This window comes from Paraburkholderia sp. Ac-20347 (genome assembly GCF_017104805.1).
Taxonomy (GTDB): Bacteria; Pseudomonadota; Gammaproteobacteria; order Burkholderiales; family Burkholderiaceae; genus Paraburkholderia; species Paraburkholderia tropica.
Map to the genome: position 1 here is coordinate 1 of NZ_JAAGPN010000014.1, position 16,610 is coordinate 16,610.

General features: G+C 64.5%; 10 protein-coding genes. 7 read left to right on the forward strand and 3 right to left on the reverse strand.

Annotated features, from left to right (window positions below; all coding sequences use genetic code 11):
• The first annotated feature begins 298 nt into the window (after positions 1 to 298).
• Positions 299 to 1,570, forward strand: coding sequence for a glutamate-5-semialdehyde dehydrogenase (locus tag G3N97_RS04580; protein ID WP_205992147.1), 1,272 nt, complete (start codon positions 299 to 301; stop codon positions 1,568 to 1,570).
• Between the two features lie 36 nt (positions 1,571 to 1,606).
• Positions 1,607 to 2,023 (forward strand): CopD family protein, encoded by a 417-nt coding sequence (locus G3N97_RS04585; protein WP_065065149.1) that lies wholly within the window; start codon positions 1,607 to 1,609, stop codon positions 2,021 to 2,023.
• A gap of 36 nt (positions 2,024 to 2,059) precedes the next feature.
• On the opposite strand, the gene G3N97_RS04590 is transcribed toward G3N97_RS04585, so the two are convergent.
• Complete coding sequence (locus G3N97_RS04590) at positions 2,060 to 2,518, reverse strand: nuclear transport factor 2 family protein (protein ID WP_205992148.1); 459 nt, start codon at positions 2,516 to 2,518, stop codon at positions 2,060 to 2,062.
• A 744-nt stretch (positions 2,519 to 3,262) separates the two neighbouring features.
• Here G3N97_RS04590 and G3N97_RS04595 point away from each other — a divergent pair.
• Entirely contained in the window at positions 3,263 to 8,761 is a 5,499-nt protein-coding gene (locus tag G3N97_RS04595; protein WP_205992149.1) for a YadA-like family protein, read from the forward strand.
• 180 nt (positions 8,762 to 8,941) lie between these two features.
• Here G3N97_RS04595 and G3N97_RS04600 read toward each other — a convergent pair whose 3' ends face one another.
• The gene (locus G3N97_RS04600) at positions 8,942 to 9,799 is read right to left on the reverse strand and encodes a MurR/RpiR family transcriptional regulator (protein ID WP_205992150.1); all 858 of its coding nucleotides are present in this window, start codon (positions 9,797 to 9,799) and stop codon (positions 8,942 to 8,944) included.
• Positions 9,800 to 10,076: 277 nt separating this feature from the next.
• Here G3N97_RS04600 and edd point away from each other — a divergent pair, with 277 nt between their 5' ends.
• The 4 genes from edd to G3N97_RS04620 all read left to right on the forward strand — a co-directional run bounded on the left by edd (position 10,077) and on the right by G3N97_RS04620 (position 15,054).
• Positions 10,077 to 11,969: a phosphogluconate dehydratase gene (gene edd / locus G3N97_RS04605; RefSeq protein WP_205992151.1), complete on the forward strand. Its 1,893-nt coding sequence runs from the start codon at positions 10,077 to 10,079 to the stop codon at positions 11,967 to 11,969.
• 79 nt (positions 11,970 to 12,048) lie between these two features.
• On the forward strand, positions 12,049 to 12,690 hold the full coding sequence (gene eda / locus G3N97_RS04610) for a bifunctional 4-hydroxy-2-oxoglutarate aldolase/2-dehydro-3-deoxy-phosphogluconate aldolase (protein ID WP_205992152.1): 642 nt from the start codon (positions 12,049 to 12,051) through the stop codon (positions 12,688 to 12,690).
• Between the two features lie 432 nt (positions 12,691 to 13,122).
• Positions 13,123 to 14,484, forward strand: coding sequence for a GntP family permease (locus tag G3N97_RS04615; RefSeq protein ID WP_205992153.1), 1,362 nt, complete (start codon positions 13,123 to 13,125; stop codon positions 14,482 to 14,484).
• Between the two features lie 66 nt (positions 14,485 to 14,550).
• Positions 14,551 to 15,054: a gluconokinase gene (locus tag G3N97_RS04620; RefSeq protein ID WP_065065142.1), complete on the forward strand. Its 504-nt coding sequence runs from the start codon at positions 14,551 to 14,553 to the stop codon at positions 15,052 to 15,054.
• Positions 15,055 to 15,166: 112 nt separating this feature from the next.
• Here the strand turns inward: G3N97_RS04620 and purB are convergent, their stop codons facing one another.
• Complete coding sequence (gene purB, locus G3N97_RS04625) at positions 15,167 to 16,555, reverse strand: adenylosuccinate lyase (protein ID WP_205992154.1); 1,389 nt, start codon at positions 16,553 to 16,555, stop codon at positions 15,167 to 15,169.
• Positions 16,556 to 16,610: the final 55 nt, after the last annotated feature.

The window sequence follows — 16,610 nt, forward strand, 5'->3', positions numbered from 1 at the left end:
CCAGCAAACCCGGCTGCCGCGGCTGCTGCTGCGGCCGCCGCCGCCCGACCGCGCACCGCAGGGCCGGGGCGCCGGACCAGCTAGCGCGTAACGCGCGGCGTCCTCGCTCCCGCACCTGCATCCGTTCCGGCGCGATCGCGGCTTGATCACGGCTTGATCACGGCGCCTCGCTGAACGTCGCTGAACCCCGCCGCGCCCAGCAAAGCTGGCCCGTTCCCTTTAAAATTGACCTGATCTGAACCGCGCAACCCGCCGCCTTGCAGCATTCGCGCCGGACGCGCCGCATCACGAAGACATCATGGATATCGACCAGTACATGACCGACCTCGGCCGCCGCGCACGCAAGGCATCGCGCGCGATGGCGCGTGCCTCGACGGCCGCGAAGAACGCCGCGCTCGAAGCGGTGGCCCAGGCCATCGAGCGCGACGTGCAGCAACTGAAGGACGCTAACGCCCGCGACCTCGCGCGCGCGAAAGAGAAGGGCCACGACGCGGCCTTCATCGACCGCCTCACGCTGTCCGACAAAGCGATCGGCACGATGGTCGAAGGGCTGCGCCAGGTCGCGGCGCTGTCTGACCCGATCGGCGAGATCAGCAACATGAAGTTTCGCCCGAGCGGCATCCAGGTCGGCCAGATGCGCGTGCCGCTCGGCGTGATCGGCATCATCTACGAATCGCGTCCGAACGTGACCATCGACGCCGCGGCGCTGTGCCTGAAATCGGGCAACGCCACGATCCTGCGCGGCGGCTCCGAGGCGCTCGAATGCAACACGGCGCTCGCGAAGCTGATCGGCGAAGGGCTGTCGGCGTCGGGGCTGCCGCAAGACGCGGTGCAGGTCGTGGAAACGGCCGATCGCGCGGCGGTGGGCAAGCTCATCACCATGACGGAGTTCGTCGACGTGATCGTGCCGCGCGGCGGCAAGAGCCTGATCGAGCGCCTCATCGCCGAAGCGCGCGTGCCGATGATCAAGCACCTCGACGGCATCTGCCACGTCTATGTGGACGACCGCGCCGATCTCGCGAAGGCGCTCACCGTGTGCGACAACGCGAAGACGCATCGCTACGGCACCTGCAACACGATGGAAACGTTGCTGGTCGCGCGCGGCATCGCGCACGACGTGCTGCCGCCGCTGGGCCGTCTCTATCGCGACAAGGACGTCGAGCTGCGCGTGGACGCCGCGGCGCGTGCGATCCTCGCGGACGCCAACATCGGCCCGCTCGTGGACGCAACGGAAGAAGACTGGCGCACCGAGTACCTCGCGCCGGTGCTGGCGATCAAGATCGTGGACAACCTCGATCAGGCCGTCGATCACATCAACCTGTACGGCTCGCATCACACCGACGCCATCGTCACCGAAGACCACGACCGCGCGATGCGCTTCCTGCGCGAAGTGGATTCGGCGAGCGTGATGGTGAACGCCTCGACGCGTTTCGCCGACGGTTTCGAGTTCGGTCTGGGCGCGGAAATCGGCATCTCGAACGACAAGCTGCACGCGCGCGGCCCGGTCGGTCTCGAAGGCCTGACGTCGATGAAATACGTGGTGCTCGGCCACGGCGAAGGCCGCCAGTAAAGCGCGGCGCATCCCCAAAAACAACAAGGATTACCGATGCTTTGGGTCAAGACGTTTCATATCGTGCTGATCGCCTCGTGGTTCGCCGGTCTGTTCTATCTGCCGCGAATCTTCGTCAATCTCGCGATGGAAACGGAGCCCGCCGCCATCAACCGTCTGCTGATCATGGCGCGCAAGCTGTACCGCTTCATGACGCTGATCGCCGTGCCCGCGCTGCTGTGCGGGCTGTGGCTGTGGCTCGTGGTGGGCATCGGGCGGGGCCAGGGCTGGATCCACGCGAAGGTGGGCGTGGTGGTGCTGCTGATCTTCTATCACGCGTATTGCGGGCGCCTCCTCAAGACCTTCGAGCGCGGCGAGAACACGCGATCGGACAAGTGGTATCGCATGTTCAACGAACTGCCCGTGCTGGGCATGCTGGCGGCCGTGGCGCTTGCCGTGATCAAGCCGTTCTGATTTCCCTTCCTCACGTTTTTCCCGCGACGGGCAGCCTCAGATGCTGCCCGTTTCTTTTCTGCGCATGCGCGACGCCGCCACGCGCCAGCCATCTGCGCGCTTCACGAACACGTCGGTGAAGCGGTATTCGACCGCCTTGTAGCCCGACGCGGGCGTATAGCGGTTGATGCCTGTCGCGACGGCAATGTCGCCGAGCACCTGCACGCGTACGTCCTTGAGCACCTGCGAGCCGCCTTGCGGCTGCGCGGCGGCGGCCAGCAGTTCGCGCTTGCTGCGGCGCACGTCGCCCGGAAATACTTCGAAGAACTTATCGTCGAGCAGGTCGTTGAGGACGGGGCGGTCGCCCGTCGATGCGGCTTGCGTCCACTGGTATTCGAGCATCTGAATCTGAAGCGTTTCGGAAATGGGACTGCTCGTGGGCGCGACGGCGCTCGCGAGGGCGGCAACCGACAGCGTGAGCGTGCCGGCGGCGACGAGAATCTGCATGCGTTTCATGACGTTTCCTGACGTGAGACCGCGAACCGGCGTGGCTCGCGCGAACGGGGAAACGTTGGGAGATGCGGGGGACTGACCAGCGTGAACGCGCGTGCCGTTTGCACGTGAATCGCGGGATCGTGACTGCCTGAGTGGCATCGCGAGGCGTGGACCTCGTTCAGCGTTTCCTCTCAAAACCAGTCTATTTATCTGACAGATTTAGCGAAATAGGACAAATCTCAAAAGCGGATGGCGAGATCCGGGCGTTCTGTTGAATCGGGTGGTGACTGGGCCGAAATTGAGGATGTCAAAAAGCGTTGCACGGTGGCAGGCGAGTATTTTGACCATTTTTCACTGCTGAAATTGCGAGTTGGTGATTGTGGTTCGGTATTTTATTGTTGTCGTTATCCAATTAATAAGAAAATTCTTGTGATGTATTTTGAGGTGAATAAGTAAAGATTTGGTATGGCTATTTTTCGCCGAAATCTTAGCCAGTCGGTGTTTAAGAATTTTCGTATGTTCTGCTTAGTGACGGCTTAATACAGTCGCCAGTGTCATCGCCAGCCAGGGCGTTCCCGTGATCGATGTATCCGGTTCGGGTCTTAAGGCGCGGCGAATTCGACGAGAACCGCTGACATTTCAAGTCAGTGCTTTCTTTGCATGGAAACAGCGTCGCCAGATTACTTCGCGAATCCGGTCGTGATTTCTGCTGTTTGCGTGCAAGGAGTATTCCGCTAGCTATTCCGTCACGAATCAGGGCACGAAATGAACAAGACTTACAGATCAATCTGGAACGAGACCACGGGGACGTGGGTCGCGGTGCAAGAGGACGCGGCGGCGCGCGGCAAGCGTTCCTCGAAGGCCGTGATTGCAGGCGCGAGCGGGATCGTCGGCGTTCTCAATGTCATTGGCGCCATGGGCGGCGCGGCGCTGGCGACGTCCGCGCTCGCAGACACCCTCACCGACAATGCCGCCGCGCGCGTTGTTGCCGTCGGCACCGACTCCGCTGCTTCGCTCGGCAACGCGGCCGTCGCTTACGGCACGGCTTCGAATACCGACGGCGGCCTGGGGCTGCTGCCGAGTGTGGCCGTGGGTAGCACGGCCGACGCCATGCAAGGCGCCTATGCGGCGAGCCTCGGGCAGTTGGCGCCAGTCATCGGTGGTGGCGGCATCCAGATGTTGGCCATGAACAATGCGCCGCTGCTTGGCGCTTCACTGGCCTCCTCGGGCATCGACACGAGCGGTCTGAACACGTCATTCAAGACGGCTGCGTGGTACACGCAGATCAAGGGCATCGCCAATGCGGTCGGCTCGGCCCCTCCAACCGACGCGGCGCGCGTGGTCGGGCTGGGCAGTATCGCCATGGGTTCGAACACGCAATCCGACGGTAACGGCAGCATGGCGTTGGGCACCCAGTCGTACGCAAAGGCGAACGATTCGGTCGCACTGGGTGCGGGCTCTGTCGCGAATCAGGCGAACACCGTATCGGTCGGCAGCGACGGCACGACAACGCATATCGTCTACAACGCGGACGGCGTCGGAAGCACGTTGCCGAGCGTGCAGAATGAGCGCCGCATCGTCAACATGGCGGCGGGCCAGGGCGACACCGACGCCGTGAACGTCGCGCAGCTCAAAGGCATAACGGATGCGCTGGGCGGTGGCGCGACGGTGAACGGCGACGGCTCGATCACGCCGCCCTCCTACACGGCGGGCGGCACGACTTTCCATAACGTCGGCGACACCCTGACGAATATCGACCAGCGCACCACGCAAAACACCACGAATATCACCCAACTGCAAGGTCTCATGGCCGATGCGGTTTCGTACGACGGTCCCAATCACGATGCCGTGTCGCTCGGCACGCCCGGCAAGCCGGTGGCGCTGCACAACGTCGCGCCAGGCGCGTTGTCGGAGTCGAGCACGGACGCTGTGAACGGCTCACAGCTTTTCGCCACGAACACGAACCTGTCCAACCTGGCCGGTACGGTCACGAACATCGCGGGCGACGTGACGAATATGGCAGGCCAGGTCGCCGATGCAGTGAAGTACGACGGTCCGCAGCACACGTCGGTCACCTTGGGCAATCCGGGTACGCCGGTGAAGCTGCAAAACCTGGCGGCGGGTCTGGCGACCACTGACGCCGTCAACGTCGGGCAACTGGCTTCGGCTGGATTCTCGGTCGATGCGTCGTCGGGCGCGGTTCAGAACCAGGCTGTTACCTACAACGCGGGCTCCACGGCATCGGGCTCGCCGACGATCACCCTCGCGCCGGGTGAGGGTAGTAGCCCTTATTTCCGCAACGGCGATCGCGCCGACGGCCATCTGCCGAAGGGCACAGTGATCAGCAACGTGGCCAGCGGCATCCAGGATACGGACGCGGCAAACGTCGGCCAGCTCTGGGACATCGTGAATGGCAGCGCCGCGGGCGCGCTTGCGCCGCAAACCATGATGGCCAAGAGCGCGAACGTCAACCTGCTCGCCAGCTCGAACGGTTCGGGCATCGACACGAGCGGTCTGAACACGTCATTCAAGACGGCTGCGTGGTACACGCAGATCAAGGGCATCGCCAATGCGGTCGGCTCGGCCCCTCCAACCGACGCGGCGCGCGTGGTCGGGCTGGGCAGTATCGCCATGGGTTCGAACACGCAATCCGACGGTATCGCCAGCACCGCGTTGGGCACCCAGTCGTACGCGAAGGCGAACGACTCGGTCGCGCTGGGTGCGGGCTCTGTCGCGAATCAGGCGAACACCGTATCGGTCGGCAGCGATGGCACGACAACGCATATCGTCTACAACGCGGATGGCGTCGGAAGCACGTTGCCGAGCGTGCAGAATGAGCGCCGCATCGTCAACATGGCGGCGGGCCAGGGCGACACCGACGCCGTGAACGTCGCGCAGCTCAAGGGCATAACGAATGTGCTGGGCGGCGGCACGACGGTGAACGGTGACGGCTCGATCGCGGGGCCGGTCTACGTAGTGGGCGGGACGACCTACGGCGACGTGGGGTCGGCAATCGTTGCGGCGGCAGAAAGTGGCGGCACGGCGAATGCCGTGGTCTACGATACGTCCGCACACGACGTGCTCACGCTGGGCGGCGCCAGCTCGTCCGGGCCGGTTCGGTTGAAGAACGTTGCAAACGGCGTGGCGGACGCCGATGCGATCAACGTGGCGCAGTTGAAAGCGGCCGGCCTGGGTTTCGATACGTCGGGCAACGTCACGAATGCGTTCGTCGCCTACGACGACAATACGAAGAACTCGGTTACGTTGGGCGGCAAGAGCGCCGGTTCGCCGGTGGCTCTGCGTAACGTGGCGGCCGGCACCGTGAACGCAGCCAGCTTCGACGCAGTGAACGGATCGCAGCTCTATGGGCTGGCGGCGTCCACGGCCTCTGCGCTGGGCGGTCAGGCGGCAGTCAATCCGAATGGCACGATTTCCGCGCCCAGTTACCAGATTGGCAGTAGCTCATACAGCAACGTGGGCTCGGCGCTCGATGCCGTGGCAGATCTCGCGCGGGGCGGTTCGGCCGATGCTGTGATCTACGACTCGGGCGCTCACGACAAGGTGACGCTGGGTGGCAAGAATGCATCCGCGCCGGTGAAATTGACGAACGTCGCGAACGCCACGCAGTCGGGCGACGCCGTCAACCTCGCGCAACTTCAGGCGATGGGCGGCGAAGTCGACACGTCGGGTAACGTGACGAATGCGTTCGTGGCCTACGACGACACCACGAAGCGTGCTGTCACGCTTGGCGGCAAGGGCAGCAGCGCAGCGGTGGCAATCCACAATGTCGCAAATGGCGTGCAGGACGCGGATGCGATCAACGTGGCGCAGTTGAAGGCGGCCGGCCTGGGTTTCGATACGTCGGGCAATGTGACGAATGCGTTTGTCGCCTACGACGACAATACGAAGAACTCGGTCACGTTGGGCGGCAAGGGCGCCGGTTCGCCGGTGGCCCTGCGTAACGTGGCGGCCGGCACCGTGAACGCAGCCAGCTTCGACGCAGTGAACGGATCGCAGCTCTATGGGCTGGCGGCGTCCACGGCCTCTGCGCTGGGCGGTCAGGCGGCAGTCAATCCGAATGGCACGATTTCCGCGCCCAGCTACCAGATCGGCAGTAGCTCATACAGCAATGTGGGCTCGGCGCTCGATGCCGTGGCAGATCTTGCGCGGGGCGGTTCGGCCGATGCGGTGATCTACGACTCGGGGGATCACAACAAGGTCACGCTGGGTGGCAAGAACGCGTCTGCACCGGTGAAATTGACGAACCTCGCCAACGCGACCGACGACAGCGACGCCATCAACATGGCGCAACTGAAGGCCGCTGGCCTGAACTTCGACACGTCGGGCAACGTGACGAATGCTTTTGTCGCGTATGACGACAACACGAAGAGCTCGGTCTCGCTTGGCGGCAAGGGCAGCAGTGCGCCGGTAGCGCTGCACAACGTCGCGAAGGGCGTGGTCAGTGCGGCCAGCTTCGACGCTGTGAACGGATCGCAGCTCTACGGCACGGCCGCGTCTACGGCAGCGGCCTTGGGTGGCAAGACGTCGGTCAATTCGGACGGCACGATCAGCGCACCGACCTATCTCGTTGACAGTAGATCGTATGGCGACGTCGGTTCCGCGATCGATGCAGTCGCGGCGTATGCGAAGGGCGGTTCGGTTGATGCGGTGATGTATGACTCGTCGACGCACGACAAGGTCTCGCTGGGGGGCGCTAATTCGACGAAGCTGATTCAGTTCACGAACGTCGCGAACGGTATCGCCGACGCCGACGCGATCAACGTGGCGCAGTTGAAGGCGGCGGGTCTCGGCTTTGACACATCGGGCAATGTGACGAACTCATTCGTGGCCTACGACGACGCCTCGAAGGGCGCGGTCACGCTGGGCGGCAAGGGCGCGAGCACGCCGGTTGCGTTGCACAACGTCGCGAATGCGACGCTGGACAACGACGCCGTCAACATGGCGCAATTGAAGGCGGCAGGTCTGGGCTTCGACACGTCGGGCAACGTCACGAACGCGTTCGTGGCCTATGACGACACCTCGAAGAGTTCGATCACGCTCGGCGGCAAGGGCGCGACCACGCCGGTCGCACTCCACAACGTCGCGAACGCCACGCTCGCCAACGATGCGGTGAACCTCGCGCAGCTTCAGGCGATGGGTGCGGTCGTCGATACGTCGGGCAACGTGACGAATGCGTTCGTAGCCTACGACGATGCGTCGAAGTCCTCTATCTCGCTCGGTGGAGTTGGTTCGACCAAGTTGGTCAAGATCCACAACGTAGAGGCGGGTACGGTTGCAGCCAATAGCTCCGACGCAGTGAACGGTGCACAGCTCTACACGCTCGCATCGAGTGTGGCCGACGGGTTGGGCGGCGGCTCGACCGTCGACGGCGAAGGCAAGGTCACGGCGCCGACCTACAACATTGGCGGCAATACCTACAACAACGTCGGCGGAGCCCTGACCAACATCGATTCCCGCGTCTCGACGCTGGAAACGAACGTGACGCAAGTCATGGGGCAGACGGCCAATGCGGTGCAGTACGACAGTTCCACGCATGACAAGGTGACGCTCGGCGGCACGGACACTTCGGTGGCCGTGAAGCTCACGAATCTCGCGGACGGCGACATCTCGTCGGCCTTGAGCACCGATGCGGTCACGGGTGGCCAGTTGTATGCCACGAACGAGAACGTCGCGGCGCTGACCCAGGCAGTCCAGAACATCGGCGATACGACTTCGCCGTATGTTGCGGTCAATTCGACGAGCGGTCCGGCTTCGGCATCGGGCAGCAACTCGATTGCCATGGGCGGCGGTGCGAACGCATCGGGCGCGAGCTCGACTGCAATCGGCGACAAGGCGTCGGCCACGGGGGACAACTCGGTCGCGCTGGGTGCAAACTCGGTGGCGGATCAGGCGAACACGGTGTCCGTTGGTTCGGCGGGCAACGAGCGCCGCATCACGAACGTCGCCGATGGCGTGGCGGGAACGGACGCTGTGAACATGCGTCAGTTCCAGTCGGGCATGACGGAGATGCAGCGCAACGCCTACGGCGGTATCGCGGCGGCTACGGCGCTGACGATGATTCCGGACGTCGACCAGGGCAAGACCATTGCGGTGGGCATCGGTACCGCCAACTACAAGGGCTACCAGGCCACGGCGCTCGGCGTGTCGGCGCGCATTACGCAGAACGTCAAGGTCAAGATGGGCGCGGGTTACAGCGCGGGCGGCGACACCACGTGGGGTGGCGGTATGTCCTACCAGTGGTAAGCGCCTGACGTCGAGAGCGGAGGCGGGCCAATCAACCCGCTTCTGCTCGCACCGGATTCAGCCGGGGCGTGCGGCAGCGCATCGCTCAGTAAGCCCGGCTACAAGACAAAGCGGACTCCCGAGGGAGTCCGCTTTTTTTATTGCTCGATCCCCGCCGCTGCAGCGCGGGGCGTTGCGCGTTCAACCGTTCGCATCGAGCCTGCGACGATCGATGATGTCTTTCGCGTCGGCGAGTTTTTCCGCGAGTTCCGGGCCGCGCTGGAGCGCGACGCCCACCGCCAGGATGTCGCCGATCGCAAGGTGCGAAGTGCGCGAGGTCATCGGCGAAAAGACGTCGGTGTCTTCGTCCACGTTTGCGTGCAGGCCAACACTCGCGAGGCGGGCAAGCGGCGACGTGCCGTGCGTGATCGCGATGACCTTCGCGCCGCGATCGAGCGCGGTGCGGGCGGCGTCCACCACGTCGCGCGTGCGTCCCGTATTCGAAATGGCCACAACCACGTCGCCGGGACCGAGCAGGGCCGCCGACATCAGGAACGTGTGCGGGTCCGAGTAAGCCACGCTCGGCATGCCGAGGCGGAAGAACTTGTGCTGCATGTCCTGCGCCGCGATGCCCGAACCGCCCGCGCCATAGAACTCGATACGCGCCGCTTTCGCGAGCAGATCGATTGCGGCGCCGAGCGCATCGGTGGAGAGGTTGTTGCGCACCTGGAGCAGCGCGCCGATCGTGCGTTCGAGCACCTTCGCCGCGACGCCTGGCACTGGTTCGTCGGGACTCACGTCACGGTAAACGGCTGGCAGCGCGCTCGGCAGATCGCCGGCCACGGCCTGCGCGAGCCGGATCTTGAACTCGCGGAACCCCGAGAACCCGAGTGCGTGACAAAAACGCGCGATCGTCGGCTGGCTCACGCCGGCTCGCTGGGCAACTTCGGTCATCGAAAGGTCGAGCATCTCGCGGGGCGCGTCGACGATGTAATCGGCGAGCTTGCGCTCCGATGGGCGCAATTGCTCGCGGATGGCCTTCACCTGGGACAGCAGCATTGGGAAACTCGCACTATGCTGAAAGATCCGTGGACTATAGCGGATCATGGGTCATGTACAAAAACTACAGAATCCTGACCGATGGTGCAATTGGGTGTTGTCCCGGATCGTTTGAAATCAGGCTAAGTAGCGGTTTTTTCAGCGCTTGCGTCATTCGATCCCAGGGCAAAACCGGGATTGCGACCATGTAGTTTTTCTACTAACATCGCGCCATCGCTGATTGGACCGCGTGATGTGTCCCCAAGCGCCTGAGCGAGATAACAAGGAAGGAGATTCGATGGTTTCCCCGCATTCGCAGTTGATGAAGGTCACGCAGCGCGTGATCGAGCGCAGCAAGCCGACGCGCGAGGCCTATCTCGCGCGCATCACGGCGGCGCAGGACCGTTTCCCGGCACGCGGTGCGCTCTCGTGCGCGAATCTCGCTCACGGTTTCGCCGGTCTCGAAGGGCGCGACAAGTTCGCTATCAAGGCGATTCGCGAACCGAACATCGGCATCGTCTCGTCCTACAACGAGATGCTCTCGGCCCACGCGCCGTATAAAGACTTTCCCGAGATCATCAAGAAGGCGGCCCGCGAAGGCGGCGGCGTCGCGCAATTCGCGGGCGGCGTGCCGGCGATGTGCGACGGCGTCACGCAGGGCAATGCCGGCATGGAGCTGTCGCTGTTCTCGCGTGAAGTGATCGCGATGAGCACGGCGGTCGCGCTCACGCACAACATGTTCGACGCGGCGCTGTGCCTCGGCGTGTGCGACAAGATCGTGCCGGGCCTGCTGATCGGCGCGCTGCAATTCGGCCATCTGCCGACGATCTTCGTGCCCGCAGGCCCGATGACGAGCGGCATCTCGAACGACGACAAGGCCAAGGTCCGCCAGAAGTTCGCGACCGGCCAGTGCGACCGCGACGCGCTGCTCGAATCCGAAGCCGCTGCGTATCACGGCCACGGCACCTGCACGTTCTATGGCACGGCCAACAGCAACCAGATGCTGATGGAAGTGATGGGCCTGCATCTGCCGGGCTCGGCGTTCATCCATCCGCATACGCCGCTGCGCGACGAACTCACCGCCGCTGCCGCGCGCCGCGTGCTCGAACTGACGGTCGAGCGCGGCAACTACACGCCGATCGGCCACGTGGTCGACGAAAAGTCCGTGATCAACGGCATCGTCGCGCTGATGGCGACGGGTGGCTCGACCAATCACACGCTGCACCTCGTGGCGATGGCGCGTGCGGCGGGCATTCTGATCGACTGGAACGATTTCGACGAACTGTCGGCGGCCGTGCCGCTGCTCGCGCGCGTCTATCCGAACGGCAAGGCCGACGTGAACCACTTCCACGCGGCGGGCGGCATCGCTTTCCTCGTGCGCGAACTGCTCGACGGCGGCCTGCTGCATGAAGACGTGAAGACGGTGGCGGGCGAAGGTCTGCGTCACTACACCGAGGAGCCGAAGCTGCTCGACGGCAAGCTCACGTGGGTGCCGGCCGTGAAAAAGAGCGCCGACGACGCCGTGTTGCGTCCGCTCGCCACGCCGTTCCAGCCGGACGGCGGGCTGCGACTGATGCAGGGCAAGCTGGGTCGCGGCGTCATCAAGGTCTCGGCGGTTGCGCCGCAGCATCGCAAGCTGAGCGCGCCCGCGGTCGTGTTCGACTCGCAGGAAGCGGTGCAGGAAGCGTTTGATCGCGGCGAGCTGGAGCGCGATTTCGTGGCCGTCGTGCGCTTCCAGGGCGCGCGCGCCAACGGCATGCCGGAGCTGCACCGCCTCACGCCGCTGCTCGGCGTGCTGCAGGACAAGGGCTTCCACGTCGCGCTCGTGACCGACGGGCGGATGTCGGGCGCGTCGGGCAAGGTGCCCGCGGTGATCCACGTGTCGCCGGAAACGCTGCTGCACGGCCCGATCGGCAAGGTGCGCGACGGCGATACGATCGTGATCGATGCGGAACGCGGCGTGCTCGACATCGAAGTCGATCAGGCCGAATGGGACGCGCGCCCGGTCGCGCAACCGGCGCATCAGGAAAGCAATGAAGTGGGCTTCGGCCGCGAGCTGTTCGGCGTGTTTCGCGCTGCCGCGGCGCCGGCGGAGCTGGGCGCGACGGTGTTCGGCCCGCTCGTCGGCGAAGTGCCGGCCGGCGTGTCGGCCGCGCAGCCCGCGCACGCGCCGCAGACCGCGAGCGCCTGAACAACTGAGCGCCTGAGCGGCCGACGTCACCGCGACGCGGCAACGCAACGAACAGAATTCATCATCAAGGAGCCTGAACATGGCACAAAGCACGGTGGCCGACATTGTCCGCCTTGGCCCGGTGATTCCGGTGCTGGCCTTCGAAACGCCCGAACAGGGCGAGCACGTTTCGCGCGCGCTGCACGCGGGCGGCGTGAAGGTGCTGGAAATCACGCTGCGCACCAAGGCCGGTCTCGAAGCGATCGAGCGCGCGTCGCAGATCGCGCCGGATATCGCCGTCGGCGTCGGCACGATCACGAAGCCCGAGCATTGCGCGCTGGCGAAGAAGGCCGGCGCGACGTTCGGCGTCTCGCCGGGCCTCACGCGTGAAATCCATCAGGCGTCGCTCGACGCCGGTCTGCCGCTGCTGCCGGGCGTCATGACGCCGACCGACATCATCGTCGCGATGGAACTCGGCTACGAGATCGTCAAGTTCTTCCCGGCCGTTCCCGCGGGCGGCCTGAACATGCTGCAGGCATTCCACGGTCCGTTCCCGACGCTGAAGTTCTGCCCGACCGGCGGCATCAGCGCCGAAACCGCGCCGAATTTCCTCGCGCTGCCCAACGTGGTGTGCGTGGGCGGCTCGTGGCTCACGCCGAAGGCCGCGCTCGCGGCGCAGGACTGGGCCGAAGTCACGCGTCTCGCGCGCGCGGCGAGCGAGCTTTCGCGTCCGGTGCGCTAAGGCGCCCGCTCGATCGACGAGGAAAGGCAACTAACTGAAGTTTGATTCACGATCGACGGACAACGGGCGCCGATGCGCGCCGCGCGAGTGGGCGCTTCGGCACGCTAAATAAGGTGCCGATCGCGGTTGTCGAGCGCGCGCTTTCCGGACGGCCCGCACGGCCTGGACCTGCCGTCCAGCCTGGCGGCGTCGACCTGCGTTCCCGCCCGTTTCCGCCGCGTGTTTTCACGAGCCGCGCTGGCTGCGTCCGAGAGGGCGTGCGCCTTGCGCGGCTCGCTCGTCTTTCGAGCAGACAACCCGGAAAGTCGTTATAACCTCTACAATCCCGGCCCGGCGACGGCCGACCCCCCGCGTTTTCCGCGTGCGCATTTTTCAGGATGCAGCAGGCGCGGCGGCGCGGGGATACCGAACAACTACCTGGAGAGGAGCCTCATGGGAGTGGCCCACGGCAGTTCGCTGCTGATTTACGCGCTCGTCGCGATTGCCGCGCTGATCCTGCTGATCACGCGTTTCAAGGTGTATCCGTTTCTGGTCCTGATCATCGTTTCGCTGCTGCTCGGCCTCGCCGTCGGCATGCCGATGGATCAGATCGTCAAATCGTTCGAGACCGGCAACGGCAACACGCTCGGCCACATCGCGATCGTGGTGGGCCTCGGCACGATGCTCGGCAAGATGATGGCCGAATCGGGCGGCGCCGAACGTATCGCCACCACGCTGATACGCTGGTTCGGCGAGAAGAACATCCACTGGGCGATGATGTGCGTGGCCGTGATCGTCGGCCTGCCCGTGTTCTTCGAAGTCGGTTTCGTGCTGCTGATTCCGATCGCGTTCAACGTCGCCAAGCGCACCGGCAAGTCGCTGCTGCTGATCGGTCTGCCGATGGTCGCGGGTCTCTCGGTCGTGCACGGCCTGATTCCGCCGCACCCGGCCGCGCTGCTGGCCGTGCAGGCGTATCACGCCGATATCGGCCGGACCATCGCGTATGGTCTGATCGTCGGTATTCCGACGGCGATCGTCGCCGGTCCGCTGTTCGCGCTGTTCATCCACCGCTTCGTCAAGCTGCCGGAGAACAATCCGCTCTCCGCGCAGTTCGTGAGCAAGGCCGATCCGAAGCCCGATAGCGAGCTGCCGAGCTTCGGCATCACGCTGTTCACGATCCTGCTGCCGGTGATCCTGATGCTGATCGGCTCGTGGGCGGACCTCGTGTTCGCGCCGAAGACGCTGCCGAACAATCTGTTGCATTTCATCGGCACGTCGGATGTCGCGCTGCTGATCGCCGTGCTGGTAAGCTTCTGGACCTTCGGCGCGCAACGCGGTTTCAATCGCGAGCAGATCCAGAAGTTCTGCGGCGACTGCCTCGCGCCGATCGCCGGCATCACGCTGATCGTGGGCGCGGGCGGCGGTTTCGGCCGCGTGCTGATGGACAGCGGCGTCTCGAAGCAGATCGTCGAACTCGCGCAGACGGCGCATCTGTCACCGCTTTTGCTCGGCTGGCTGGTCGCCGCGCTGATCCGTCTCGCGACGGGCTCGGCCACGGTCGCGATGACCACCGCGTGCGGCATCGTCGCGCCGATCGCCTCGGCGGCCGGCGTCACGGTTCAGCCGGAACTGCTCGTGCTCGCCACGGGTTCGGGCTCGCTGATCTTCTCGCACGTCAACGACGGCGGATTCTGGCTGATCAAGGAATATTTCGGCATGACCGTGGGTCAGACGTTCAAGACCTGGTCACTGCTGGAGACCATCATTTCGCTGCTGGGCCTCGGACTGACGTTCGCGCTCTCGGCAGTGGTGTAACAGGTAAATTTGCATGAGGCGGCGCGCGGCATTCACGCCGGGCGGCCGCCGACTGAGGAGCAGTAGATGATTCTGATTGCAATGGGCGTGTCGGGCGCCGGCAAGACGCGTATCGGCGAGATGCTGGCCGAGCGCCTCAAGTGTGCCTTCACCGACGGCGACGCTTTCCACAGCGAAGCCAACAAGAAGAAGATGCACGACGGCATTCCGCTCACCGACGACGACCGCTGGCCGTGGCTGCGCACGATTCGCGCCGCCATCGAGGAAAAGCAGCGCGCGCACGAGACGGCCGTGTTCACGTGCTCGTCGCTCAAGCGTTCGTACCGCGACATCCTGCGCGGCGGCGATCACGACGTCGTGTTCGTGTATCTGAAGGGGTCGTACGAAGTGCTGCACGAGCGCCTCGCGACGCGCACCGGCCACTTCTTCGATCCGTCGCTGCTGCAAAGCCAGCTCGACACGCTCGAAGTGCCGGGCGCCGACGAAGCGATCGAGGTGAGCATCGAACTCACGCCCGAGCAGATCGTCGACGACGTGCTCAAGCAGCTCGAAACGCGCCGCGTGGGTTGATCCGCGTGGCGGTTTTGAACGGCCGCAAATAAAAAAGCCCCGGTTTCGCACCGGGGCTTTTTGTTTGGCTGCGCCGCCAGGGCGCTTGCCAAAACAGACTTACGAAACGGACTTACGAAATGCGCTTCGCGAGTTCGGCAGCCTTGCCGACGTACGACGCGGGCGTCATGTCCAGCAGACGCTGCTTCGCGTCTTCAGGAATCGCGAGACCCGAAACGAAGGTTTGCAGCGCTTCGCGCGTGATGCCCTTGCCGCGCGTGAGTTCCTTCAGCTGCTCGTACGGGTTTTCGATGCCGTAGCGGCGCATCACGGTCTGCACCGGCTCGGCCAGCACTTCCCACGTGGCGTCGAGGTCGTCGTTCAGGCGCTGCGGATTCACTTCGAGCTTGTCGATGCCGCGGATCAGCGCGTCGTAGGCGAGCAGCGAGTAACCGAACGCGACGCCGATATTGCGCAGCACCGTCGAGTCGGTCAGATCGCGCTGCCAGCGCGACACGGGCAGCTTGTCGGCGAGGTGGCGCAGCGTGGCGTTCGCGAGACCGAGGTTGCCTTCCGAGTTTTCGAAGTCGATCGGATTGACCTTGTGCGGCATCGTCGACGAACCGATTTCACCGGCCTTCAGCTTCTGCTTGAAGTAGCCGAGCGAGATGTAGCCCCACACGTCGCGGTCGAGGTCGAGCAGGATCGTGTTCGCGCGCGCGACGGCGTCGAACAGTTCGGCCATGTAGTCGTGCGGCTCGATCTGGATCGTGTACGGGTTGAACGTGAGCTTCAGGCGCTGTTCGACGACGTTCTTCGAGAACGCTTCCCAGTCGAATTCCGGGTACGCCGAGAGGTGCGCGTTGAAGTTGCCGACTGCGCCGTTCATCTTGCCGAGCAGTTCGACCTTCTCGATGCGCGTGATTGCGCGCGCGAGACGGGCGGCGACGTTGGCGACTTCCTTGCCGAGCGTCGTCGGGCTGGCGGGCTGACCGTGCGTGCGCGAGAGCATCGGCTGGTCGGCCTGCGCGTGCGCGAGCGCCACGAGGCGCTGATGCACCGAGCGCAGCGCCGGCAGGATCACGTGTTCACGCGCGCCGGCGAGCATCAGGCCGTGCGACGTGTTGTTGATGTCTTCCGAGGTGCAGGCGAAGTGGATGAACTCGCTGGCGCGCTCCAGTTCCGGCTGACCCTTCACCGATTCCTTGAGCCAGTACTCGACCGCCTTCACGTCGTGGTTCGTCACGCGCTCGATGTCCTTGATGCGCGCGGCGTCGTGCGCCGTGAAGTTCTCGGCGAGCTTGAGCAGGAACTGCTCCGACGCTTCCGAGAAGCGCGGCACTTCCGCGAAGCCGGCTTGCGACAGCGCGATCAGCCAGTGGATTTCCACGGTCACGCGGTTGCGCATGAAGGCGGCTTCCGAGAGCCAGTCGCGCAGGGCTTCGGTTTTCGAGGCGTAGCGGCCGTCGAGCGGGGAGAGCGCGTTGAGCGCGAAGAGGGTATCGGGACGAGTGTCGGACATGATGGGGACGTAACGTGTGGCGTTACGATCAGAAAGGAACCGGGGGGAGCCAAGC